This window comes from Paenibacillus sp. N3.4 (genome assembly GCF_008017805.1).
Taxonomy (GTDB): Bacteria; Bacillota; Bacilli; order Paenibacillales; family NBRC-103111; genus Paenibacillus_E.
Window position 1 is genome coordinate 1 of the sequence record NZ_VRTT01000035.1, and the last position, 24,614, is coordinate 24,614.

Annotated in this window: 12 protein-coding genes and 1 pseudogene; 1 reads left to right on the top strand and 12 read right to left on the bottom strand. The window is 42.5% G+C overall.

What is annotated here, in order from left to right; genetic code table 11:
• The 3 genes from FU659_RS18270 to FU659_RS18280 form a co-directional block, all read right to left on the bottom strand.
• Positions 1-1,251: S-layer homology domain-containing protein (locus tag FU659_RS18270; protein ID WP_187274230.1), on the bottom strand; the 1,251-nt coding region annotated here is incomplete at its 3' end.
• A 21-nt stretch (positions 1,252-1,272) separates the two neighbouring features.
• The gene (locus tag FU659_RS18275) at positions 1,273-3,090 is read right to left on the bottom strand and encodes a glycosyltransferase family 2 protein (protein WP_147948892.1); all 1,818 of its coding nucleotides are present in this window, start codon (positions 3,088-3,090) and stop codon (positions 1,273-1,275) included.
• 231 nt (positions 3,091-3,321) lie between these two features.
• The gene (locus FU659_RS18280; RefSeq protein ID WP_147948893.1) at positions 3,322-4,173 is read right to left on the bottom strand and encodes a helix-turn-helix transcriptional regulator; all 852 of its coding nucleotides are present in this window, start codon (positions 4,171-4,173) and stop codon (positions 3,322-3,324) included.
• Between the two features lie 544 nt (positions 4,174-4,717).
• On the opposite strand from FU659_RS18280, the pseudogene FU659_RS18285 reads away from it, so the two are divergent.
• A pseudogene (locus FU659_RS18285) lies at positions 4,718-6,256 on the top strand (catalase); the annotation flags it as partial.
• 105 nt (positions 6,257-6,361) lie between these two features.
• Here FU659_RS18285 and FU659_RS18290 read toward each other — a convergent pair.
• The 9 genes from FU659_RS18290 to FU659_RS18330 form a co-directional block, all read right to left on the bottom strand.
• Positions 6,362-7,720, bottom strand: coding sequence for an Nramp family divalent metal transporter (locus FU659_RS18290; protein WP_147948895.1), 1,359 nt, complete (start codon positions 7,718-7,720; stop codon positions 6,362-6,364).
• A 296-nt stretch (positions 7,721-8,016) separates the two neighbouring features.
• Entirely contained in the window at positions 8,017-13,698 is a 5,682-nt protein-coding gene (locus tag FU659_RS18295; protein WP_147948896.1) for a DUF2252 family protein, read from the bottom strand.
• Positions 13,699-13,897: 199 nt separating this feature from the next.
• Positions 13,898-14,761: a VanY-A/VanY-F/VanY-M family D-Ala-D-Ala carboxypeptidase gene (vanY, locus tag FU659_RS18300; protein ID WP_147948897.1), complete on the bottom strand. Its 864-nt coding sequence runs from the start codon at positions 14,759-14,761 to the stop codon at positions 13,898-13,900.
• A 95-nt stretch (positions 14,762-14,856) separates the two neighbouring features.
• Complete coding sequence (locus FU659_RS18305; RefSeq protein ID WP_147948898.1) at positions 14,857-15,945, bottom strand: sensor histidine kinase; 1,089 nt, start codon at positions 15,943-15,945, stop codon at positions 14,857-14,859.
• Entirely contained in the window at positions 15,938-16,636 is a 699-nt protein-coding gene (locus FU659_RS18310) for a response regulator transcription factor (RefSeq protein ID WP_147948899.1), read from the bottom strand. The genes FU659_RS18305 and FU659_RS18310 overlap by 8 nt, the downstream gene beginning before the upstream one ends.
• A 276-nt stretch (positions 16,637-16,912) precedes the next feature.
• On the bottom strand, positions 16,913-18,652 hold the full coding sequence (locus FU659_RS18315; protein ID WP_147948900.1) for an S-layer homology domain-containing protein: 1,740 nt from the start codon (positions 18,650-18,652) through the stop codon (positions 16,913-16,915).
• A gap of 6 nt (positions 18,653-18,658) precedes the next feature.
• Entirely contained in the window at positions 18,659-21,274 is a 2,616-nt protein-coding gene (locus FU659_RS18320) for a hemoblobin-interacting domain-containing protein (RefSeq protein ID WP_187274231.1), read from the bottom strand.
• 199 nt (positions 21,275-21,473) lie between these two features.
• The gene (locus FU659_RS18325) at positions 21,474-22,613 is read right to left on the bottom strand and encodes a response regulator (protein ID WP_147948902.1); all 1,140 of its coding nucleotides are present in this window, start codon (positions 22,611-22,613) and stop codon (positions 21,474-21,476) included.
• Complete coding sequence (locus tag FU659_RS18330; protein ID WP_147948903.1) at positions 22,613-24,415, bottom strand: sensor histidine kinase; 1,803 nt, start codon at positions 24,413-24,415, stop codon at positions 22,613-22,615. Before FU659_RS18330 ends, FU659_RS18325 begins: the two co-directional genes overlap by 1 nt.
• Positions 24,416-24,614: the final 199 nt, after the last annotated feature.

Here is a 24,614-nt window from a genome sequence, read left to right on the forward strand (position 1 = left end):
TCCTGTTGCTCCTGCCACACCAGTTGCTCCTACCGCTCCAGTTACTCCTGCTGTACCAGTTGCTCCTGCCACACCAGTTGCTCCTACAGCTCCAGTTACTCCCGTTGCTCCTACATCTCCAATTGCCCCTGTGGCTCCTACCGCTCCAGTTGCTCCTGTAGCACCGGTAGCACCTGTAATCCCATCAACCCCTCTATTGCCGGATTCTCCTTTTTCTCCTTTTTCTCCTTTTTCTCCTTTCTCTCCTTTTTCGCCTTTTTCGCCTTTTTCGCCTTTGTCTCCTTTTTCGCCTTGAGGGCCTGTAGCTCCAACAACACCTTTCGTTGCTACACCGCCTCCCAGTACTTCAACAAAGGACGCCGTCCCTCCATTGTGAATAACGGTCACCAATTGCCCAGTTGGTATGATTCCCGTGCCATTATCTCCGAAAAGGACCGAATTGCTATTTGTAACGAATTTAACGGTTTGTCCATTACTGCTTAATACTTCTATCGAGCCGTTCGTCATAGAAACTACAGAGCCACGAGTAATGCGGTCCGAAACAGCATTTGTGAAGATCTCAGCATTGGATAAAATAACGGCAAGTTGAGCGCGAGTTGTCACTTGCTTTGGTTTAAAGCTATTATCAGGGAATCCTGCTATGACATTCCGATTAACAGCAACATTAATATAACCTGTTGCCCAGCTTGAAACCTCTGACGCATCCGAAAATCCGACAGTTTGATCCTTTAGGCTCTTGGCCTCCGATTCCTTACCTGTAGCACGAATAACAAGACGAGTAATCCATTCTCGACTTGCACGCTCTCTACCCCAAATTACACTAGACGGCTTGACTTCCTCGCTGGGGATTACCAAACCATCGTCAATCGCCTGTTGTACCCACGGGGTAGCCCATGAATCGACGGTGAATGGCAGGCTATTGCTGCTAGCCTTTGGCTGCTCATATCCTATAAAACGAAGCACCATCAATACAGCTTCCTGATTCGTTATCGGACTATCCGGATTGAAATTACCCCCCTCATCTCCGATAGTTACACCCAGTGCAGACATTTTGGATATGTACTTGTAAGCCCAAGAAGACATATCAATGTCACTATAAGTAGCCGCACTTGCTAGAGATACAATACCGCTATTAGACGGAACCAACGGTGTGATCAATTGACTCATCAGCATAAATGCTACCGAGCTTTTATAGACCAATTGCTTGCCATTCTTCTTGCTGTTTTCCTGCTTATTCCTGAGCCTTTTCATACCTTTATTCCTCCTAATATATTAAGTTAAGTATTGCTTTAAATAGTCCCGGTTAGCTATGACACTTGGATAATCCGACTTATAGCCTCCAGCTATCTCATTGTGATAGTTGGCCTGCTCATAACGACCCAGAAGATCATAACAAACGCATAATTGCAAATGTGGCAGCCATGTCCAGGACGGCATATCCATCCTCGCGTTAGGTTCAATAGGCTTAGCAGCTTCCGTCGCAAGCTTGTACCAAAATACAGCGTTCTCCAACCTTTGTTCCGCCAGTTCATAATACCCCAGCTGGCAGCAAGCCTCTGCTCGAGGAAGCGCGTAAGCAAAGGCCTGCAACACTTTAATCTTTGCTTCTTGAAAACGACCGAGTTGGGCTAAAGCATCAGCAGCACGCCGGCTAGCAAATATTTTGTCCTCCACCCAACCATCCGCTGATGCTAAGAAGGTGTCATATTGCTCGACCGCTCGTATCCACTCGCTGTGATCATACAGCTCATTTGCAAAATAAAATTGGTCTCGAGTAGAAAAATCTGCTTTGGCTTCAAGCATACCCTCATAAATAAGAAGATTGCGCATTGACTGTGTATGCTTTCTATCATGTGTTACGCCCATTTCGGCATATAACACAGGACCTGAGACCTCTAAGTATTCATGAACGGTTCCTATCCAGCGAAATCCGCAGCTGCGCTTAACCAGACGATTCCGCCGCAGACTCGATGTTACATGCCCGTTTTTATCACGGTCCAGATAATAATGCATGGATACAACGTCTGTATGCCATGAAAGCTCAGCTATAATGGACTGAAGTACCCTAGCATCATCAGACAGCAGATAGTCATCTGCATCCAACCATAGTATGTATTCTTGTGTGGCAAGACTGAACGCATAATTCCTTGCCTTGGAAAAATCATTCACCCATTCAAAATCGTATACACGACTGGCGTAAGAAGATGCAATCTCTTTCGTGGCATCACTTGAACCTGTATCCACAATAATAATCTCATCAACCAGGTCCCGTACGCTGGATAAGCAGCGACCTAGAGTCTGTTCTTCATTTTTCACGATCATACATAAGCTGACTGTAACCTTCCGTTTATGGCTATACAACGCTTCAGTCAGGTCAAAGCCCCACTTGCTTATCGCCTTGGCTCGATTTAAAGTGAGCTGCTTGTTATACCAATCAGGATCATTTGGCATGATGGCAGGTGGCTCCACTCGAAAGACAACACAACCCTCGGCAACGTAAAGATCGTAATTGTTCAATAGTGCTTGGTAACAAATATCGTCATCCTCGAAAGACTCGATCTCAAACCTCTCATCAAAGGCCCCAACCTCATCAAAGAAATGGCGTGGCATCATCATAAGCAAACTAACAAGTCTCGGAACCCTGGTCCAAATCATAGATTTGCCAATTGCCAATAGATCTCCCATTTGATAGAGTTGCTCATAATTTTGATAGACTATTGGAATCCGCTGAGCACCACTAACATCATTCATCATAGGACCGACTATTGACGCATTCGGATATTGGTCCAGACAACCCGACAGTTGCTCTAACCATCCCTCACGAACCATAATTTGATCGCGTATAAAAACTAATCGCTCTCCTGACGATGATGCAGCACCCTGATTATATGCGGCTGCAACTCCCTTGCTTTTACTGCTATGGATTACACGAACGTTATAGTCCTGGGCAATATAACGAGACACCTCCTCAGAGTCATTATCCGATACGATAATCAACTCATAAGGAAAAGCCGTATACTGCTTAATTCGATCTATGCATTGTATGGTTAGATTAAAGTGTTGCGCTAACAATATAATGCTAATATTCATCGCTTAGCACCTTCCATCATGAAAAATTGTATAGTCATATCCAGATTTTTCTACAAATTATGCAAAAATGTCCCTGTTTTATCCATATTACCAATCCGTTCTCACAAATTTCTCACAAAAACCCAGTTTCACATTCTAAAATTAGTATATGTGTCGAAAATATTCGACAAAACTTCCTCTTTCGAAGAAAATTGTGGATTGAAAATTAGTGGCACAGTCATCGTGCACGACTTAGTTAGCAAGGACATCATCGGCACGAAGAAGTTTTTTCATTTTATGTGCCGTTTGATCGTCTATGGGAATATTTATGGTGATTTGAAGCTCAGTGACGTCCGTTGCCTGAAAAGAAAGGTGTTCAAAACGCAGCAAACCAACCTTTGGGTGGTCAAGCAGTTGCTCACCCTCAGGCGTATTTAATACGTTATGCAGTCGCCACCATTGCTGGAAATCCTCGCTTTGCTGATGCAGGGCCTCTATCATTTCCGTCCACCAAGGATCTCCTACGTGATTGCCATAGCTTGATCGGAATTGAGCCAGTCGGCTTTTCGCATTTACTTCCCAATCCTCCCGCAGCAGTTGTTTGGCGTAATCCGTTGTGAATAGCTGCCATACCGTATTCCGTTCTCTAGAAGACATTGTTTCATATTGGCCATATACAAGACTGGCCGCATTGTTCCATGCCACGACATCCCACCTAGCGTTTGTTACAAAGGCCGGACATTCTTCCTGTCTGTCTAAAAAACGCTGAAGCGTGGGGCTCACATGATTCTGAGGCTCGTGAGTTTCCGAAGGTAATTGTCCCGTTGCCAGTAAAAATAGATGCCTTCGCTCGTAAACTTCCAGTTGCAGTACGCGAGAAACACTGTCAAGCGCCTGAGTAGAAACTTGTACTTTCCTTCCCTGCTCCAGCCATGTATACCAATCCACGCTTACACCGGCAAGTAAAGCAACCTCCACTCTCCTAAGTCCTGGAGTCCTCCGTCTTCCGCCAGAAAATAATCCGACCTGTTCTGGTGTTAGACGAGCCCGTCGTGTTTGGAGGAACTCCGCTAATTGTTTAGCTCTTTGTTGATGCTCTTGCATCTCTGCTCTTCCCCCAATATATGAAATCTCCTAGGAGTGACAACCCTAGGTTAATCCACTCTCTCGTTAATCGCCTTAATGAGCAAAGTGTTTCGACAAATTCCGAGTAATCCTGCTATTACTTATTTTATAGTTATTCAATAAATAAAAGAATCCCCCGAATGGGGGATACGAGGATTTTAATTGGCTTGCAAATAGTCGGTTTCCACATGTTTCCCATCTCCAAATACAGAATATTTCACCAACTTAACTGAAGACATAAATTTTATCAAGTGTTTTTTCTATTAATGTTCTTTCATAGAGTGTTAGGACAACACAAAAGACGCCGGTTCTCGGCGTCTTTTTTCCACTGGTCGTCAATCTTAGACTGTCTAGATAATTCTAGACAGTCTTTTTATATGTATAAATTCCGATCGCATGACATTCAATCAGAGAAAAACCAGGCAGCACGCATAATTTTCCTATACATGGTAAAAGGTACTAGTGATCATTTTAAGGAAGGATGAGCTAGGACTAGATGGATAAAGAAAAACAAACTATGATTTTAACCGATCGACAAGGTCATCCGATTTCAGATAATCAACATATACGAACAATAGGAAATCGCGGACCTTCTACACTCGAAAACTACCACTACATCGAGAAAATATCCCACTTTGATCGGGAGCGAATTCCGGAACGTGTTGTACATGCGCGAGGCGCCGGAGCACATGGCTATTTCGAAGCTTATGGAAAAGTCGGAAATGAACCTGTCTCCACCTATACACGTGCCAAGCTTTTTCAAGAAGCAGGCAAGCAGACTCCTGTATTTGTTCGATTTTCAACGGTCGTTCACGGTGGCTACTCCCCGGAAACGTTTCGTGATCCTCGCGGCTTCGCCACCAAATTTTATACAGAGGATGGCAACTGGGACTTAGTCGGTAACAACCTGAAGATATTTTTTATTCGCGATCCGTTGAAGTTTCCGGACATGGTACATGCGTTCAAACCAGACCCTGTTACCAATCTGCAGAATCCGGAGAAAATGTTTGATTTTGTGTCGAATTCTCCCGAGGCCACACACATGATCACTTTTCTCTTCTCGCCATGGGGGATCCCAGCCAACTATCGACAAATGCAGGGGTCCGGGGTGAATACCTACAAATGGGTTAACCAAGAAGGTCAAGCCGTTTTAGTCAAATACCATTGGGAACCATTGAAACAAGGAATGAAAAACCTGAAGCAGAAGGAAGCAGAGGACATACAAGCCAAACATATAAGTCATGCCACACAGGACTTGTTCGAAGCTATTGAGCGCGGCGATTACCCGGAATGGGAGCTCTGCGTTCAAATGTTGAGCGACGATGAGCACCCTGAGCTCGACTTCGATCCACTCGATCCGACTAAACTCTGGGATCACGAAAAGTTTCCGTTTCTACCTGTGGGTAAAATGGTTCTGAATAAGAATCCTGAAAATTACTTTGCTGAAGTGGAGCAGGCGGCTTTCGGGACGGGCGTTCTGGTAGACGGTCTAGATTTCTCCGATGATAAGCTGCTGCAGGGCCGTACCTTCTCCTATTCCGATACCCAACGATATCGAGTAGGAACGAACTATCTCCAACTGCCCATTAATGCCCCCAAAGCGCATGTAGCGACTAATCAGCGTGATGGACAAATGACTCTAATGGTTGACCGAGCACCTGAACAAAACCCGCACGTGAATTACGAGCCTTCTTCACTTGGCGGACTAAAGGAAGCTTCCCCTTCCGGTAAAGAACATCAACCCCAGTACAATGCTAAACTCGTTCGAGAAAAAATAAGTCGTACGAATGACTTCGGACAAGCGGGAGATACCTATCGCAAGTTTGAAGATTGGGAACGTGATGAGCTGATTCTGAATTTGGTAGATGCTTTGAAGATATGTAAGCCGATAATTCAAGAGAAAATGATTGGATATTTTATGAATGCTGATCCTGATTACGGTAGAAGGGTTTCTGAGGGTCTAGCCCAAGCTAACGTCGATTCGGCACATCTCGGCTCGGCTTCTAATAAAGATGGAGCTGAAATGGCAGAACATTCAGGAAAACGAACGGACGGCTATTAATGTTTGAAAAAAAGGCTAAAGGACCTCTAGTGGGTTCTTTAGCCTTTGTTTTGCAGTATATCGAAAGAGGATATAAACACGTGTCCGAATATGATGCTGCTCAGATTAACCTAAATCGTGACCTGTTATGATGATGTAAGCGACTAGGAAAATATTTAGAGCTAGAATAACAACAGTGGAAAGCCATGATAATACTTTAACCCATGTTCGGTTTGCAAACTCCCCCATCTTCCTTTTATCGCTTGTGAATAATACGAGCGGAATAACGGCAAAGGGCAATTGTAAACTGAGGACCACTTGGCTCCATAAGAGTAGATCCCCTGTTCCCTTCGATCCGGCAATCCAGGTAACAATAAATGCGGGTACGACTGCTATTAGTCGAGTAATCATACGGCGGAGCCAAGGGGAAATTCTTAGGTTAATAAATCCTTCCATCACAATTTGTCCTGCTAATGTTCCAGTGATCGTTGAGTTTTGCCCAGAGGCAAGCAAAGCAACCGCAAATAATGTACTTGCAATCCCTACGCCTACAGTTGGGCTCAATAGTTCATAGGCTCCTTCAATCTCAGAGACATCCAAGCCAGTTCCGTGGAAGGCCGCTGCACCCAGAATAAGAATGGCAGAGTTGATTAAGAAGGCAATAAATAGTGAAACATTCGAATCCAATATAGCAAACTTCAATGCTTCTTTTCGTCCTTCTTTATTTCGCTTGTACTGCCTAGTTTGCACGATGGAAGAATGCAAATAGAGATTATGCGGCATAACAGTTGCTCCTAAGATCCCTAAAGAAATAAACAACATCCCCGGATTTGTAACAATTTCAAACTTCGGTACATAACCGCCTAATAGCGCAGATATTTCTGGCTTTGAAACAATCACTTCAAATACAAACACAACGAATATCGTCGCCATTAATACGATAACGATGGATTCAATAATACGAAACCCCTTTTTCTGTAAAAGCAATAAGAGCAGCACATCCAGTGTTGTAATTAAAATACCGAGTAATAAAGGAATTCCGAATAGTAAATTAAGAGCGATGGCCGATCCGATGACCTCTGCTAAATCACATGCAATAATCGCAATCTCTGATAAAATCCAAAGAATAAAAGATGTCTTTTTACCAACTGCATCTCTAGTCGCCTGAGCTAAATCCCGGCCCGTCACAACTCCTAATTTGGCTGCCAATGCTTGGAGAAGCATCGCAATTAAATTGGAAATTAAAATAACAGACAACAAGGTATAGCCAAAACGTGCTCCCCCAGCAATCGATGTCGCCCAGTTCCCAGGGTCAACATAACCTACCGCGACTAATGATCCCGGTCCGGCAAACGCAAGGAATTTCCTCCAAAATCTTGCCTTGCTTGGAATCCCAACAGAGTTGTTAACTTCCTCCAAACTTACATTAGAACTACGTCGTAGCCATCCTGTACTTTCTTCTACTTGCTTAACTTGACCATCCATTATTTTTACCACTTCCTTAAAAATGTATATTTTTGGTTATTTTTTTTCGCTAGGAAAACTTTTTTACCCTTAACCAAATTTTATTCCCATGAGCAATTAATTGCAACCTTTTTTTATAACAGTCCATAACTAAAGAAAAAGAAGCCCCCTGCAAACAATCCAACCACAGCTACGCACACAATGATGACAACTCACGAACAGCAAACAACGAGAAAGAAACCCGAAAGTTAGACCACTTTTCTCAAAGTGTCCATCTTCCGGGTTTCTGTTCAAAGATAGCTCAAGCAAACTTCTTCTTATTTCGTAAAAAGCAGTTTGGAAAGCATTCTGTTTAAAATGACCGCGCATTGAGCTCTAGTAGCCGTAGCGGTTGGATCAAAATGATTAGAAGTAACGCCTTCAACGATTTTCTTATCTGCTATTACGGAAATGGCTTCCTTCGCCCAGTCTCCAAACAACTTCTCATCCGCAAACGCGACCTTCTCGCCTGTACGGCTGCTGTTATCAAATCCAGCGAAATTCATTGCGCGATAGATCATGACAGCCATTTCCTGACGAGATATAGGTTGATTCGGAAGGAACAATTGATTTTCATAACCACCTACGATGCCTGCTTCTACGACAGCGTATACTTGACCTTCAAACCAGTCGCCCGAACGAACATCGGTGAAACGGTTGGTCGGAGAAGTCACTGCTTTCAAGCCTAACGTCCGGGCAATTAGGGATGCAAATTCGGCTCGGGTTACTGCTTTCTCCGGTTGGAATTCATCCTTGGATACGCCTTGTACAACCATCTTGCTTGCCATACGTTCAATATCATCTTTGGCCCAGTGATGGGTCACATCGCCAAAACTAACCTGGTTATCAAGCAGCAAGTAAGTACTGTTTGTACGACTGTATATCGTTGTTTCGGTTCCGGAAATCGTGAACGGTACCGGCTGATACATGGTATTCCCTTTGTTGTCCGTTTCTACCCGTACCGCGGCTACATTGCGGCCGTTAAGCGCACCTTCGCTCTTAATCGTACGCGGTACATACTGTGTAAAGCTGGAAACCTCTGTGCTTTTTCCATCCGCTGAACTCGCTTTTACAGTGAATTCAATGGCGCCGATCGTCTTTTGACCCGATGCATTAGCCTTGTCAGCAGCAGCATTATTTTTGGAGATCGCAATTTCAATCGTGACTTTATCTTGGGATACTCCGAGCTTAGATGCCAAGTCTTGTAGATGAATCTGTTTGACAGGCAACTCGTAGCTTCCTGACTTGGTTGTTATGCTGATCGATTTAATGCTATTGTCCGAAACGACTTTTTGCAAGGCGCCGTTCCCCATAAGAACCGTCGTTTTATCGGCACTCATACTTGGGTCTACAACGAGTTTAAGTTGACCGTTCTTGCTGTTTTTAAGTGCATCATTGATCGTTTGATCATCTACCTTCGTTTGAGCAACCGGTTTGCCGTCCACAGTTATAATCTCTGATTTAATGAATGCAATTTGATCGTTTTTCGTATTAGACGTGTCATTGGAATTGTCTGATGGTGGAGGAGCAGTCGTTCCATCATCATCATTGTTTCTAGTCACTTTGATCTGATACGGTTTCTTTGTTCCGTCCTCGGCTGTAACTTCTATTGCAATAAGGTTGGGGCCCACCATCAGGGAGCTAGTCATGCCTCCCCCGACAGCCTGATCCACTTCATTGATTTTCACTACAGCCTTGCTGTTTGCCGGTGCGGCTTTGATCGATACGCTATAAACGGCATAGCTTACGGTCAAGCTGTAGTCTGTCGTAGTGCTTGAAAAAACAGGCGATAAGATTAGGTTAGTACCGTTGTAAAGAACCTGCAAGCTGCTTAAGTCGGCATTATTTGACAAGACTACAGGAGCAGCACGTTTTACTGTAACGGTATAGGTCTTATTCGCACCGTTAGCCGCTGTTACATCAATTTTAATCAAGTTAGCTCCAACGACCAGATCCAGTCCATACGTTGCTCCGGAAACATTCGCTGCACCCGTCACTTTAAACGTCGCACCAGCTCCCGCTTCGGCTGCAGTTGGTGTCACTGTAAATCTGCTCACACTGTTTTCCACGTCTACGCTGTAGTCGGTTACTCCCGCGTTGAACAACGGAGTCAGTGCTCCTGCGCTAATGACCAGGCTGCGTAAATCTGCGTTGGCCGATGGTGCAGGTGCGCGATTTACAGTAATTGTATAGGTCTTGTTTAAGCCATTTGCTGCCGTAACGTCAATGTTAATGATGTTTACACCTATATTTAGGTTTACTGCATACGTTACTCCGCTTACGGTGGAAGTACCGTTTACTCGCACGACTGCTCCAGAATCTGCTACAGTTGGTGTCACGTTAATAATGTCCAGATTGCCTACGTTGACCGAATAATTAATCACAGCTGGATCAAATGCTAGCGCTCCGGCGCTTAACGTCAAGCCGCTCAAATTCGCATTACTTGATTGTTGCCCGCTAATCGTGGTGGATGCTTCGCCTTTCACCCCGCTACCGTCCAATGAAGTTGCAACTACTTTTACGACGCCATCCATTTTGGCAGTTAGCAGTCCGTTCGAGTCAATAACAGCTTTATTGGTTGCCGTTATACCGTCGGATTCATAGACAGACCATGTAACGGAACTGTTTGTTGCTTCGCTCGGTAATACAACTGCCTGCATTTGCAGGGTACCATTCTTTGTAGAGATTGCGTTGACTCCCCCAGCCCCCATAACAGTAATGGAAGAAACAGGTATGACAGCCTCGCGTGTCACGATAACCGTGTACGTATTTACCGAGGTATCCCGTGCGGTAACCGTGATAACAATCGGATTTTTACCTGCTTTTAGGCTTATTGTTTTTGCTGTATTGCTTGTATAATTGGCTCCATTGATCTGTGCTTTTGCATTTGCATCTGTCACGACGGCTGTTACATCGATGGAATCGATATTTTTGCCGACTGTTAACGCGTAATTCGCAGTGGATGGACTAAATGTAGGATTTAGCGATCCTTTGTTAATTGTCAAGCTGCTAAGGCTAGCAATATCTATCAAGTTCCCTGCGTTCAAATCGTCATGCAGCAAGTTAAAATCTGCCTTAACCTGGTTATAATAATCTTCGCCCAAGTTAAGCAACGTAGATTCGAAACTACTCCAAACTAACGGATTCTTGTAAATCTGATCCATGACGCTTTGTCCAAAACTAGTTGAGCTTTTGTTGCTTCTAGCATCTGCACGCGCATGATCGTATGCAAATGCTTTAGCAATATAACTAATATAATCTGCAAATTCAGATGGTTTTGTGAAATCTTTCCCCTTAGCAGACGTATAATCTCCTTTAAACGGAGATATTTTGCGAACCAAGAACGAATGGAATGGGGTTTCAAGGTTGCCTAAATGGCTCTCCGGATCCAGCAGCATCAATTCATTGGCCGTTTTTGCCCGAAGTCCTTCATGACCGACGAAAGAAGAATCATAGGGCGCCGGCTGGGTGAACTCCTCATTTTGCAACAAATCCGGAGGTGATTCTTCCTTCACGTCCAATATTACGTCATCGCCATTATCCGAGGAAGGTCCTTCGATCAGCACGTTAAATCGCTTTACACCAATGCTGCCTAACCCTTGATAAACGCGCAATGCAATATCTTTAATGTCAAAATAATGCGGATTGATGGCAAGCATCTGAGCCTTAAAGGAAGGAGATAAACTGTTCAAATAGTTTTGCCAGTTGTCTTGCAGTTCCTTCTTATCCGCATCCGTTGCATAAGCATATTTATCTAATTTTCCCGCAACGTTGAACGTGCGTACTCCATTACTAACGATTGTCCATTTATTTAACGTATCTAATTGTGTAGTAGGTGATAACTTTTGCATAACGTCTTTCGTAAACCCACTACTCAAATTCCCCAGTGATAATTTGGTAGAAGCGTTTTGTACATTATCATTGCCAGTAACGGACTGAAGAGCTTGCATGTACTGATCCAAAAATGATTTGGCATATTGTCTAAAATTCTCATCCGATATTTCAAGTCCACTATCATCGCGTGTTAAATGCAAACTAGTAGTCATCCGAAGCAAATCTAAGTAAAAAGGAGCGATATATGCTGCATCAAAATCGTTTACATCAAAAACAATATTTCCTTGATTATCATCAAAATATCCAACATTTTGGGTGTGAGCATCACCATTTATCCAAGTCTTGATGTTCTTGAAATCAGCCCATTTCGTTGGCAACGGCATGGTCGTTCCTAGATCTTGATAAAACAAGTGCTCAGTGCCTCTATAAAAATAGAAGGGGGTTGTTGCCATTTGCGTATATTTATAGTTCTTGAAGTCGGAGTTGGTATTAAATGCATTCGCCTTTTTTATCCGACTCACTAACTCATCTTTCCGCGAGCTTTGAGTTAAAACGGGCGTTCGATAGCGATCCAGTTTGATCGTATTGGCCTCTGCGTCCAGCACTGCGCCAGGAACAGCCGAAGCTTTTAAGACAACCGAAAGTTGAACCGGATCAATGACGGCCGACGCGGCTGTGCCACCCAACGTAAAAACAACGGTGTTCGTATCCGGCATGCCGACAGCTTGCGCTGTTACTCCAGCCGGGAGACCATTGATGACGAAGTCTTTGCTTGGGTCTAAAGCACCGGATTTGATCGATTTACTGCCTTTGCTTAATGCCAGTGTGAAGGTATTGGCGGCAGCGTCGACTGTCTCGGGAGAACTCATCCGAATGATCGGATTACCCACAACTGCGACAGATACTTTCCCGGAAGCTTGTAAAACAATCGTCGCTTCCGGTGAATCCAACGTTTCTCCTGTTGTAGTTACCACGGATGCTTTAATCACTACACCCAAATTCACGTCGCTAGTAACCGGTGTTTGTGACGTGCCTGATAACGTTATGGCAATGCGATTATTGCTTGGATCCCCGCTGACCGTAGCGGTTAAACCGGAAGGAAGCGCGGATATCGTGTAATCATTCGGCTGAAACACGCCGGATTTAATACCTGTATTGTAGGGAAGAGTCAAATAAACGGTGTTAGCATTCGGATCGAGAGCAGTTTCCGAACTCATTTTTATGATGTTGCTGTCTGCATTGATTTCTGTATAGAGGGTTAACGGATATTTGGGACTAGAAGCATTTTGCGGAGTTGCGTAGCCATCTCCCAATACAAAATCTGTCTTATTGTCTCCTGTGTCCCAACCACTCCCGTATATAGGCGGGATGTTCCCGTTTGTATTGGACGCAGTACCCCCACTTAAGGGGTTATAAGCGATATGTTGTTTGGAAACGGTGCCTAAAGAAAGAGAATTGGGATCAAGTGATTGTCGAACCGCTGTGCTTTTTACGGAAAGTATAGGGGCGGGGCCCGACCCATTGTAATTTCCAGTGGTGGTTCCGTATCCGACAAAATCAACGATGTCCGTGGAATTTAAAGTGGCTGGATTCTTAACGCTAAGTGCCTTCTGATTGGCAACCAGAACAAGCTTACCAGCTTTATTGTCAATATTAGTCGCGTCTACTGCATCCGGTGTGGGTAATGTCCATAAGGGTGTTGCCGCAATTTGGTCGGGTTTCAAGCTAGTATTTTTAAATGCCCCTAATTGAACCAGAAAAAATCCGTGGGCAGAGATGACGGGATCAACAGAATTACTGGTAAGAGGAATCACCGTCCACGACGAACTGCCATCAACCGCATATTGCAAGCTCCAAGTTTTCAGATGCACATCCTGGTTGCCCGGATTGTACAATTTCACATAATCATTAGCATATAAGGGCTGGTTCTTGATGACGGTAATATTATTATCTGTACTGTAGCTCGCTTGGTTACCTCCCCCGTATATTTCACTAATTAAAACATGAGGTACTGAAACAACGTCTGCGTGTGCGTGGGGGGTGTAGTTTAGCAATCCGACAAGCTGAGCGAGCCCCAAGACCGTAGCATTAAGTATGGCCAGATATTTCTTTGTTTTTTTCTTCATGCACGTTACCTCCCTATTAATATTGGATCATTTAAATCCTCACACCTTATGAATCTACCAAAACCTGCTAAATTTCATTTTAATTTAATAGTGTTAACGCCATATATGTGAATTGTAAAAAATGATTAAATCAGAGAACACAAAAAACGCTTCATTCCATGTCAACATGGAGAGCGTTTATGTGGTTTCATTCAGCTGATCAAGGATACACAGTCACAATGATACCGTCCACATTGTTGCCTGAAATTTCATAGCGACGATTGGCCGGCACATGAATAGTCGTGCTTTTGGACACAGGATAATAGGAGATTTCATAGGTTTTACGATCTATCGTAGTCGTAATGGTCTTCTGCTCTTTCAGAAAGTCCAAATATTGTTCCAAGACAAAATTCTTTTCCTGCATAATTAGGCTGTGTGGCAAACCCACATAACGAAAATGCCAGGGCTCATACTGAATGCCTGTAATTGCCGTTTTATCCTTGGGATAACGTAAAATAAACCCATATGTCCATGCGTTTTTACTCAACCACTTACCTTCAGCTGCTTGATTCATCTCCCCTTGCGTAGATCCAATATCAAGCGATAAGCCTAGGTTATGTTCGCTATAGCCTGCAGGCAAGGCATAGTCAGCGCCCATTTCTTGATAGAGTTGATTCTGCTCTTTAGCGCCTCGATAACCACTGTTAATCAAAAAATGGCGAACCCCTTCCTTATCTGCGGCCTCAATCATCGTTGTAAATTTTTGCACTAAACTTGGGGACAACCGAATCGTGTTATCCAATAAACCATAACCCTTTACTAGCTCTTTATGCTGGAATAAATTGACCACACCGGATGCAACGCCTTCTTGATGTACGGGATGCTCCTTATTGACCAATAACAAATTGCCTTGATAAATCTGATCTTTTGTTACATTTATCGTCAGCTCATTCCTTGCAGGTGTCGTCTCCTGAGCTTGATATGTTATTTTCTCTTGTTTCTCGTTAACCACTTTCGTTTTCTGTTGAGCTATTTCATAACCTAGCAGCGAAAGTATGAAAAGCCAAAAAACCCACTTCTTCATCTCCAGTTTCCTCCTTAACCATTCATCTGTTAAGGATAAGGAAAACTTTTTAAAAAGAAGTAGGGTAAACATAAAATTTTTCTTAAACTTTTAAACTATAGGGGTAAACGCACTTCAAAGATCGTACGAATCCTGTCGCTCTGGACGGAGATTTTCCCGCTATGCTGTTCCACAATATTCTTAGCAATAAACAAGCCGAGGCCTGTACTCCCCCCGTGATGAGATCGGGCCTGATCCCCGGTATAAAACATATCAAAGATATGCGGCACATCTTCCTCACGAATGCTATCGCCATAATTAATCACTTGAACCACAACATCTCCTGCCTCAAGATGGCAATTGATATCTATGAACTGGCCGTCCTTTCCATAACGAATGGCATTTGTCAGAAGATTTTCAAAAACACGTGCCAACAACTCACCATCGCCATTAATCCTTACATTCGGAGTCATATTCATTTTCGTCATCAGCTGATTTTTCTCAAAGACCGGAAATAATTGTTCATTGAGTTGAAAGAGCAATTCCGTGATATCAATTGGTTTCTTTTCTATGTTTAGCATGCCGTAGTTCATTCTAGTGATTTCGAAGAGTTCATCGATAAGCTTTTCCAGACGCTGAGACTTGGTAAAGGCGATGGTCGTATAGTGTTGGATTTGTTCTCTAGTCAGATGAGGACCCTGAAGAATAAAATCTAAATAACCTAACACAGAAGTCAACGGCGTTCGTAAATCGTGTGCCAAATTCAAAACTAACTGATCCTTACTGCTTTCTGCAAAATCTCCTCTTTCTAAGGCTTTTTGCAGTTTTTCACTGGCTAAATTAATGTCTCTTGCAATATCCCCGAACTCATCATTGGATGTAAGTTGAACTCGGTTATTAAAGTCACCATTAGCGAGATGATGAATACCATTGGAAATCTCATTAAAATAAGCCGCATATCGTTTGGTGAGAATAAAGAAAAATAAAATCGAAAGCGGAATAAACAGCACCAGAAAGAAGTTAAGATCACCGATACTTCTGATGAAATATCGAAGACCAGCCAATGGATTTTCAAACTTAACCTGAGAACGATAGTAAAACTGAAGAGCTTTATAGAGTATATAGGTAATGGTACCGGAAAAAAACATACTCAAACCTAACAATACGATCATTTTCGATCGGAAGCTTCGCATCATTTTAGCCATTAAATGTGTAGCCTACCCCCCAAATCGTTTTGATCAATTTGTTCTTATTGGTGTCTTCACCCAGCTTTTTCCGTAAGGTACGTATATGCACCATGACCGTATTACCGCCTTCATAGTAAGCTTCACCCCAGACATGTTGAAATATATTTTCGACACTAAACACTTTCTTTGAATGACCGGCCAGAAGGTATAGAATATCAAATTCTTTTGGCGTTAGCTCGATATTTTCTCCATATAGGATCACTGTCCGTTTATCAGGATCAATGATCAATCCACCTGCTTCTAATACGGAGGTATGCCCTGTCATCGGTTGGTTCAACTGCATAGCACTTCGTCGTAAATGAGCTTTCACACGAGCAACCAATTCCATCGGGTTGAACGGTTTGGTCATATAATCATCGGCTCCCAGGACTAGTCCCGTTATCTTATCCATGTCAGAAGTTTTGGCACTTAAAAAAATGATCGGCATCTGATGCTGCTCTCGAATTTGACGAGTCACCTCATAGCCATCCAGTTTGGGCATCATAATATCCAAAATTGCTAAATCAATCGAGTGAGATTGAATGGCCTCAATGGCCTCTCTTCCATCCGATACTTTAATCATCTGGTAGCCCTCTTTTTCCAAATGCAACGCTACCAGATCCGCAATTTCCGCTTCATCATCGGCTATCAATATCGTGATACGTTTCATCGCTGTCCCTCTCCTGTATGAAATTAAACATCTTACCTACAATTGTATCCAGTTCGTTCTGAATCTACCCGATTTCGCTTTTTCGGACTTCTATTTGACTCTTGCTAGAGATGTATATATTGATTTTAACAGAGTTGATATGAAGTTGGACAATGGCTAAGAAATGACAAAACAAACAGGCATCTTTCGCACTAATAGATTGCGTAAGAGATGCCTGCTTGTTTTTTTATTGATTTATTTAATGAGGTCTAGGTGTAACAACCACTATGCTAATATTTAATTAATAAAATTAGCAAATTGCATGAACCGTTTTAACATAACCACCGCCTGTGCTCGGCTAGCATTCGCGGAAGGGACAAATGTCTGATCTGTCATCCCCGTAATGATCTTTGCTTCTACAGATTGAGCTACAGCCGATTGTGCCCAACTGCTAATGGATGCTTGATCTTGAAATTTGGCTAATCTATCCACTAACTTGTCAGAAACATTGCTTGTTTTACCGGCTGCAGTAATCGCTCTTGATACCATAACCGCCATTTGTTCACGAGTAATCGTGTCGTTTGGTTTAAAGGTGCTATCTTTGAAGCCATCAACCAACTTTGCTTTAACCGCGGTGCCAATTGCTCCGGCAAACCAGTCCGTGGATTTAACATCTGTGAAATCCGATGAACCTGCATCAGGCATTAAGCCTAAAGAGCGAACTAATAAAGCTGCGAATTCTGCTCTTGTGATATTGCTCTCAGGTGCAAAACTGCTATCCGTTGCACCCTTTACGACAAGCTTGGAAGCTAGCAGCTCAATATCCGCTTTGGCCCAATGCTGGCTGACATCATTGAACGTTTTCGTTGAGGAAAGGACGGTATAAATACTGTTGCCATTCCGCTTGATTGTAACCTTGGTGGAGCCATCTGCTTGCTTTTCAAAAACTGCGGGTACGAATGAAAATTGTCCTGTTGAAACATCGTAGAGGACAACAGTTGCATGCGTTTCATCCACAGGAGTCGCCAACACAACATTTCGATCCACATAAGTTGAGCCAAAGTTGTTCAACTCGACAGTCTTTCCATTCCCTACGGCAGTAACAGAAAATTCAATCGCACTTCCTTGCTGGGAAGCACCCATGTCCACCGCACTCTTTTTGATTTTATTATTTATGTCTGTTGTTGCAAATGAGATGTTTACTTGGATATTCGTATTGTCATTTGATGTGCCTAGGCTTTGCGCTATTGCGGCAAAATCAATGACACCTAAGGGTAAAGAATACTCTCCGTCATTGGTTTGTAATGAAATAATTGTATTGGGTGCACTCAAGGCAGCAGCAGCCAATACGGATGACGGTATATTAAACTGAACCGATTCCCCAGCAGGGTTATTAAAAGAAATGAAAACAATTGGAGCATCTCCACGGTTATCCTGTTTAGCCACTTTAGCCAGGGCGTCAGCGAGAGCTGTAGCGTCTTGCGTAACGGTAGTCGTTACATGACCATCCGCTGACTTGGTAGATACTGCAACATTCCTACTCGTATCGACCTTGGCTGGCTCCGCCTTAGATTTAGCCGGAGTTATTGGTTTACCTGGTGCTGAAATAGTTCCAATAGGGCCACTAACACCACCAGGGCCAGGGCCGGGACCAGGGCCAGGATTTGCTGCCTTGACCACTAAATCCGTGCTTGCCACTTGATCAGCTTGTCCAGCAATAACCTTATAGGTTCCAACCACCTCGCTATTGGCTAAAGTGAACGAACTAGCGAACTTTCCATCGTTTACCTTAGAAATACCGTAAAACACAGTACCATTTGTCGGACGCAGCACTTGAATAATCACTTCATTAAGAGTGGATGTGCCGGAAATAAGCACAGTACCACCAGGTTGGATAGATGCTATTGCACTCAACGTAACCGCTGTGCTGCTTGCAAATCCCGCAACAGGTACAAGTAATAAACAAAGTGTCAGAATCAACATGAGACTTAACTTGCGGAATTTCACTTTTTCATTCCTCACTTTCATTTTATTCATTTTTTGCTAGTCAACATTATTATAATCAGCATTCATCATGGCTTGATCCAGCTCAAGCTGTGTCATTACAGTAGCTAGATTTAATCCAATATTTGTAGAATCTGCGCTATATTTACTAACTACAAAGGCTTTTACCGTATATCCAGCAGCATCACTTACATTGAAATTTGCTGAATACGTTCCTGTATCCACTTTAAGATTCGAGGAAACAATACTGACCGGTGTCGATCCATTGAATAATTCAAAAACAACCGCTTGAGTTCCAATTGAACCATTGTTATTTCCATTGGCCTTAGCATGATTAAACAAGTTGATCCTAGCCGTAATTCCATTTTCCGCAGTCACCACTGGTGCCGTCATATAAAATATTTCAGACGATTTATTGGCTCTGCCATTAAAACGTCTGGTGTTGTAACCTTCAGCATCTACTTCAATAAGGTAGTAGTGACCCTTTTGAAAAACACCATCGTTAATGACAAGCTTACCCTCGGTTAGCTTATATTCCGCATTAGTCAATTGTCGATAAACTTCCAAATTTTCATCACTTATTGTTACATTTTTAACATTATTTCTCCATTTATCGTTATCTACAAAAACAAATTCACTTGCTGCATCACTGAACACATATCCTGTAATTTCAGAGGGGGTAGAGACAACCAGTTCATCTACAGCCCTATTTCGTTGAATATCGTATAAATCACCGATTACGCCTGCATCAATTTTAACTTTTACAGAATAATCCTTTATCCCATCATGGAATATGATGTTTATTCTATTTCCTACAATAGAAACAACATCCCGCTCCTTCAAAGCTTCGTATTTCCCATCATTATTTAATGAAATTGTAATCTTCTCTTTAAGATGGGATAACCCCTTCTCATCAAGCGTTTGATCTACGATACCCGTTCTGGAGTCAAACTGTAAACTCATCCAACGACCATCGTGCGAAAAGTATTTGTTGCTTCTCACACTAAATTCCTTATTTGGATCTTGTGGGTAAAACGAACCAATTTCAATGTTATTATCCACTTTGTTTCCTGCTGTATCTTTAAAAAAATAACAATTACAATTATTGGGATTAAAACGGAAATAATATTGATTGCCAGTCAAAGGTTTTGCAAAATGAATCGTTGCAATATGCCCTTCGAATGATAACGTCGTATCTGAAGGAAGTCCGTTATACGAATAATTCCCAGGAAAATCCCAGTTTACATTTTGTAAAAAACTCGCGTCATCATCAAAGGCATTGTGTACATCTTTATCAAAAACAATTTGTAAGTCCTGGTAGGAGTTTAAAAACCGAGAATATACATACTTAGCAACTGTCGTATCCCCTTCACCGTTGGCTTTAATCAAACTAGTCAAACTCGAATCACCTTGGACATTTCCATAACTATTCTTGAGGGCTTGTCCGTTTATAAAGATTTGATTCGTTCCTGACAAAGCCCTTTTAAATTGGATTATCAGCTTTCCAGAATCAATGTCTACCCTATCATCATTAACCAAATTTATCCATGAAGAGTCAGTGGCTCTCACTAAGTAAATACTGTTTTTTAAATTACCATTTGTATTGTCCGAAATATTCTCATTAAAAGTAATGACTACCTTATGATTACCACTATCCTTGGCAATTTCTGTGCTCTGGATGACTGGTGGACTGACATGTAAATTCATTTCCCCATTGAGATTACCCGCTGCATCCTTTATAGTACCGCTGGCGATTTTAATAATCGTATTAGTGCCTAATATTATTTTCCTGTCGTAGTATTGTAAATAAATTTGTCTTGAATTGGATTGCCACGCATTACTTCGTTCCAACAAGAAGGGAACAAAGTTTACGCCATCCGTGGAAACACTAATTTTACTTTTCAAAAACTCGTTTTGATTTATACCCTCTGGTGCATCAATGATGATACCTTCATCAAAATTTAAAGACACATCTCCACCCTGATTCCCCGACTCAGCGCCTACAAAAGCAGGAGGGGTAATATCTGCACCCACGATGTTATCAATGTTTATCGGAGCGCTGTAAGGAACGTTACTTTTATTCTTGAATGCACCAGGGGCTATTTGTATGGAATTTGTATTACCTGATAACGCATTGTCCAAATTGACAATGAGCGTAGCTGTGGAATCCGTACTCGAAAAAGCTATGTGTTCATTAGCTCCAAGAGGCAAGTATTCAGAAGCTCCTGATCTTTTTAGAGTTATGGAAGCTTTCAAGGCATCATCCGTATTCGTTTGCGCTTCATACACATTAAATGAAACCGTAACTACCTTATTGGCTCCACTTACGACTGCCGTAGTCCGCGGTGCACCTTCAGGAAGCACATCACGTATATAGCATTGCTTTGCTCTACCTGGTGCAGGGTCACCAAAAGCTGCATTATTACAAAGCACACTATTCGTAAATATACCATTATGATAGCTACCATCAGTTCCGTAACGCACTTCCTTTGTTCCTTCAAAGGAGCATAGATTCGATTCATTCACACAGAATTTCCAATCACTGTTGTCGGCCGATGCAGGTGAAGCAGACAGAATCGAAGAAAGCAGCAGCATTGCCAGTAATAAATAAACAGAAACCTTTTTCATTGTTTTGAACATAATTTCTTTTGTCACTCCTATTCATGTTTGAATAAATCTTATTAACGAAAGCTCTAACTCACCTACATATTCGAATATATATCCCCCTATTGTTTGAGATTTTGAATAATAACCATCATAATGAAGCGTAACATACCCCAATGACTAGAAAATGACAAACCTCGACAGCAAAAAGGCCCATTTTGGATGGACCCCGGGATTTTTCATTAAAATTTTATGATTCCAACTCATCCGAAAGTAACTGTGCATACAAATCAGCAGCTTCACGCGATGGCTCCATACCTATTTCTTTATGCAAGGTTTCTGCATATTGCAAGTATTGCCGAGTAAGAGCTTCTTTGTTCTCCTGCAGAGCCAACGCCCTCATAAGCAGCATGAAAGATTCTTCGTCTAGTTCATTGTGTGCCATAAGTTTGGTTAATAATCGGACTGCCGTATTCGTATCCCCTCTGTTTAACAAGGCTGCACTTAAACGTTGGGCAAAAGAAGTGTACATCAACGAGAGGCGTTCGACTTCATTCCATGCCCAGGCAAAGGCGTGATCTCCAAACAAATCCCCCACGTACAGCTGTTCAAGCTCCATCGCCTGTTCGATATTCGTTTCATCGATCATGGACATATCTCTACAGCCCTCTTCAAAGCTCAGGAAATCAACTTTCACTTGGTTAATACTGAGTGCGTAATGGCTGCTATCGGAATGCAGGCTTTCCTTCAATCCAAATGCTTCTAATACCTTGCGAAGCTTATACACGGTCGTGTTTAAATAGATTTCCGCATTTTTTTGCGCCATGTCGCCGAACATCTCTTCAATTAACCTCGCTCTAGAGACAAGCCTCCCTTTTTGTATGAGCAAATAACCAAAAAGCTCTGCGCTTTTACTTGATTTCCATTTGGCCCTAACACCTTCTGTACTTTGAATATCAATTCCACCCAAGCAGCTAAACTTCACATTTTGTAAGGTGGACTCCCGCTTCGCTTGTATCAGGTGTTTTGAACGATTTTCTCCCAGTGCTCTTTGAATCGTCTTGTGAAGCCTTTCTTGCACGACCGGTTTGACGATGTAGTCAAAAGCATAGACATCGTAGGCGAATAAAGCATATTCTTTATGAGAGGTTATAAAAACGAGCTTCGTTTCAACGCCGCTTTCCCGCAATCGTCCAGCAAACTCAAGACCATTTTCCCTTGGCATATTAATATCTACAAAGGCTACATCCACTTCATGATTCATCAAATAGGAGAATGCTGTTGCCGTCTCCCAGAAGCTCCCCACGATTTCGACATCTGAAACTTTGGCAAGCATCCGATTCATGATTAAGTGCATCGCCTTCTCATCATCGATAAGGATGACCTTCATTACTCTTCCCCTTCCATGCTATCTGGTAACTTGGATAAAGCTTCAGGAGTCATAGGGATTGAGAAATAAAACGTGCTTCCCTGAGCAGGTGTACTATCAAACCAAATTTCTCCCCCATTTAAGCGGACAAACTCCTTGCATAACGTAAGTCCCAAACCGACACCTCGCTCTCCTGCTGTTCCCATTGAAGAAATCGGATAGGCTTCCTGCAGCAACGTGCTGGCTTGATCTGTTGCTATTCCTTCTCCTGTGTCGCTTATGGAGACAACCATTTTATGATCACTGCGATCTGCTTTTAAGCGAATGGTGCCTCCCGAATTTGTGAATTTTATCGCGTTAGAAAGCAGGTTTCGAATAATTAAATCGAGCATTTCTTTATCTGCGTAGACGAACGTATCCCTGGGTATTTCGGATATGATATGGATTCCCTTACCCTCGCTGCGAACTTGCAGCAACCGCAAATTGGTCTGAATCGTCTGAGCCAGATCCCTTTCCACCGGACTAAACATCATGCCGCCCATTTGATTTCGAAACCAATCCAGTAAACTTTCTACTAAGGTGAATGTATTCTGAATTTGCTGACCCATTTCTTGTACAATTTCATGATGATCCTCGCCACATACCTGCATCTCTTCTTCCATTAACTCCATCAAATTGATGAGGACAGCGAGAGGATCACGAATATCGTGAGCTACTACGTTAAACATTTTATCCTTGAACGTATTGAGTTCCGTTAACTGCTTGGCATTCGCAAGAAGCCTTTCCTCTGAACGTACCATTTCCGTTACATTGCTTAATAAAAACATTTTGCCCACGGGCTTTTGGTTGTTATCACTAATGAAAGACATATGGACATTATAAAATTGTTGATCTGTTTGCCCAGAAATTTGGATTTTGCTTTCTATGAATGGACCTTGCTTGACTTTTTCAAGCAGCAAAGGATAATGACCGAATATTTGAACAGCCGGCTGTCCAATCCATTTGTTGTTGATACCTTCAAAGATTCGATTGGCTGATTGATTAAAACTAGTTAGGATGTTATCCAAATCGAACACGATGACCGCATCCTGCATCGACGCGAATACTTTTTGTAAAGCCAATGGGACTAATCTCAGCATATTAAATTGATAGATGCCCCACATAAAGAATATACCCGAAATCACAAACCCGAATGGAGAGATATCAATGGGCATATAGATGAAGCCGCTTAAATAAACCAGCGTAAAGCCGTAGGGCCCCCATGAGCCAATAATCATCAAAGCAATTTGCTTTTTCATGCGAGTTGTCGTCTCTTTTAGAAACATTTGGATCAATAAACCCATGCCGATTACAAAGAAAGTATAGGAATAGTAAACATGAAGCTTGTATAAGGGGCCTTTAACCAGTACAGCCAGCGGGAAACCCTCTGAATAATCCAGTGTCATACTCTTGTAAAACAGATGATGCCACTCGTTCGTATGATGGGAAATGAACGTAATGGCGGGTACAACCATCAACGCGGCTACAACCCATTTGCGAATAAGCGCTTGGCGCCCTGTATACTGCAATACCATGATAAACCATAACACCGTACCAAAAGGAATACCGATATATTCAATCCTAAGCCAGAAGCGTATATGCTCCAGGGAGTCGCTCATAATTTCAAAGGCATATCCGAATGTGTAAAAAGCACCAGTCAGCATACCTAAGCCATAGCTTATGGCGATTGGAACCTCTCTTCTTTTCCAGCAGAGATAGGCCATGATCAATGAACAGTAGGTAGCCGCCATTAGCAATGCTGATAAAAACAAATTGTAGTTCATAGAAGCTTGCCCCCGCGCTGGATTTGATCTTTTATTATGTATCTTCTATGTTATCAGAAGGAGATTTAAAAAAACATATAAACCTTGATCATCTCCACGGGATTTGTCGGTTATGAGAAGTACTTAAGTAATCGATTTGGGCTAGCTGTACCGACACAGATGGCCCTTTTTTGCATTGAACGAAGTCTATTTCCCATTT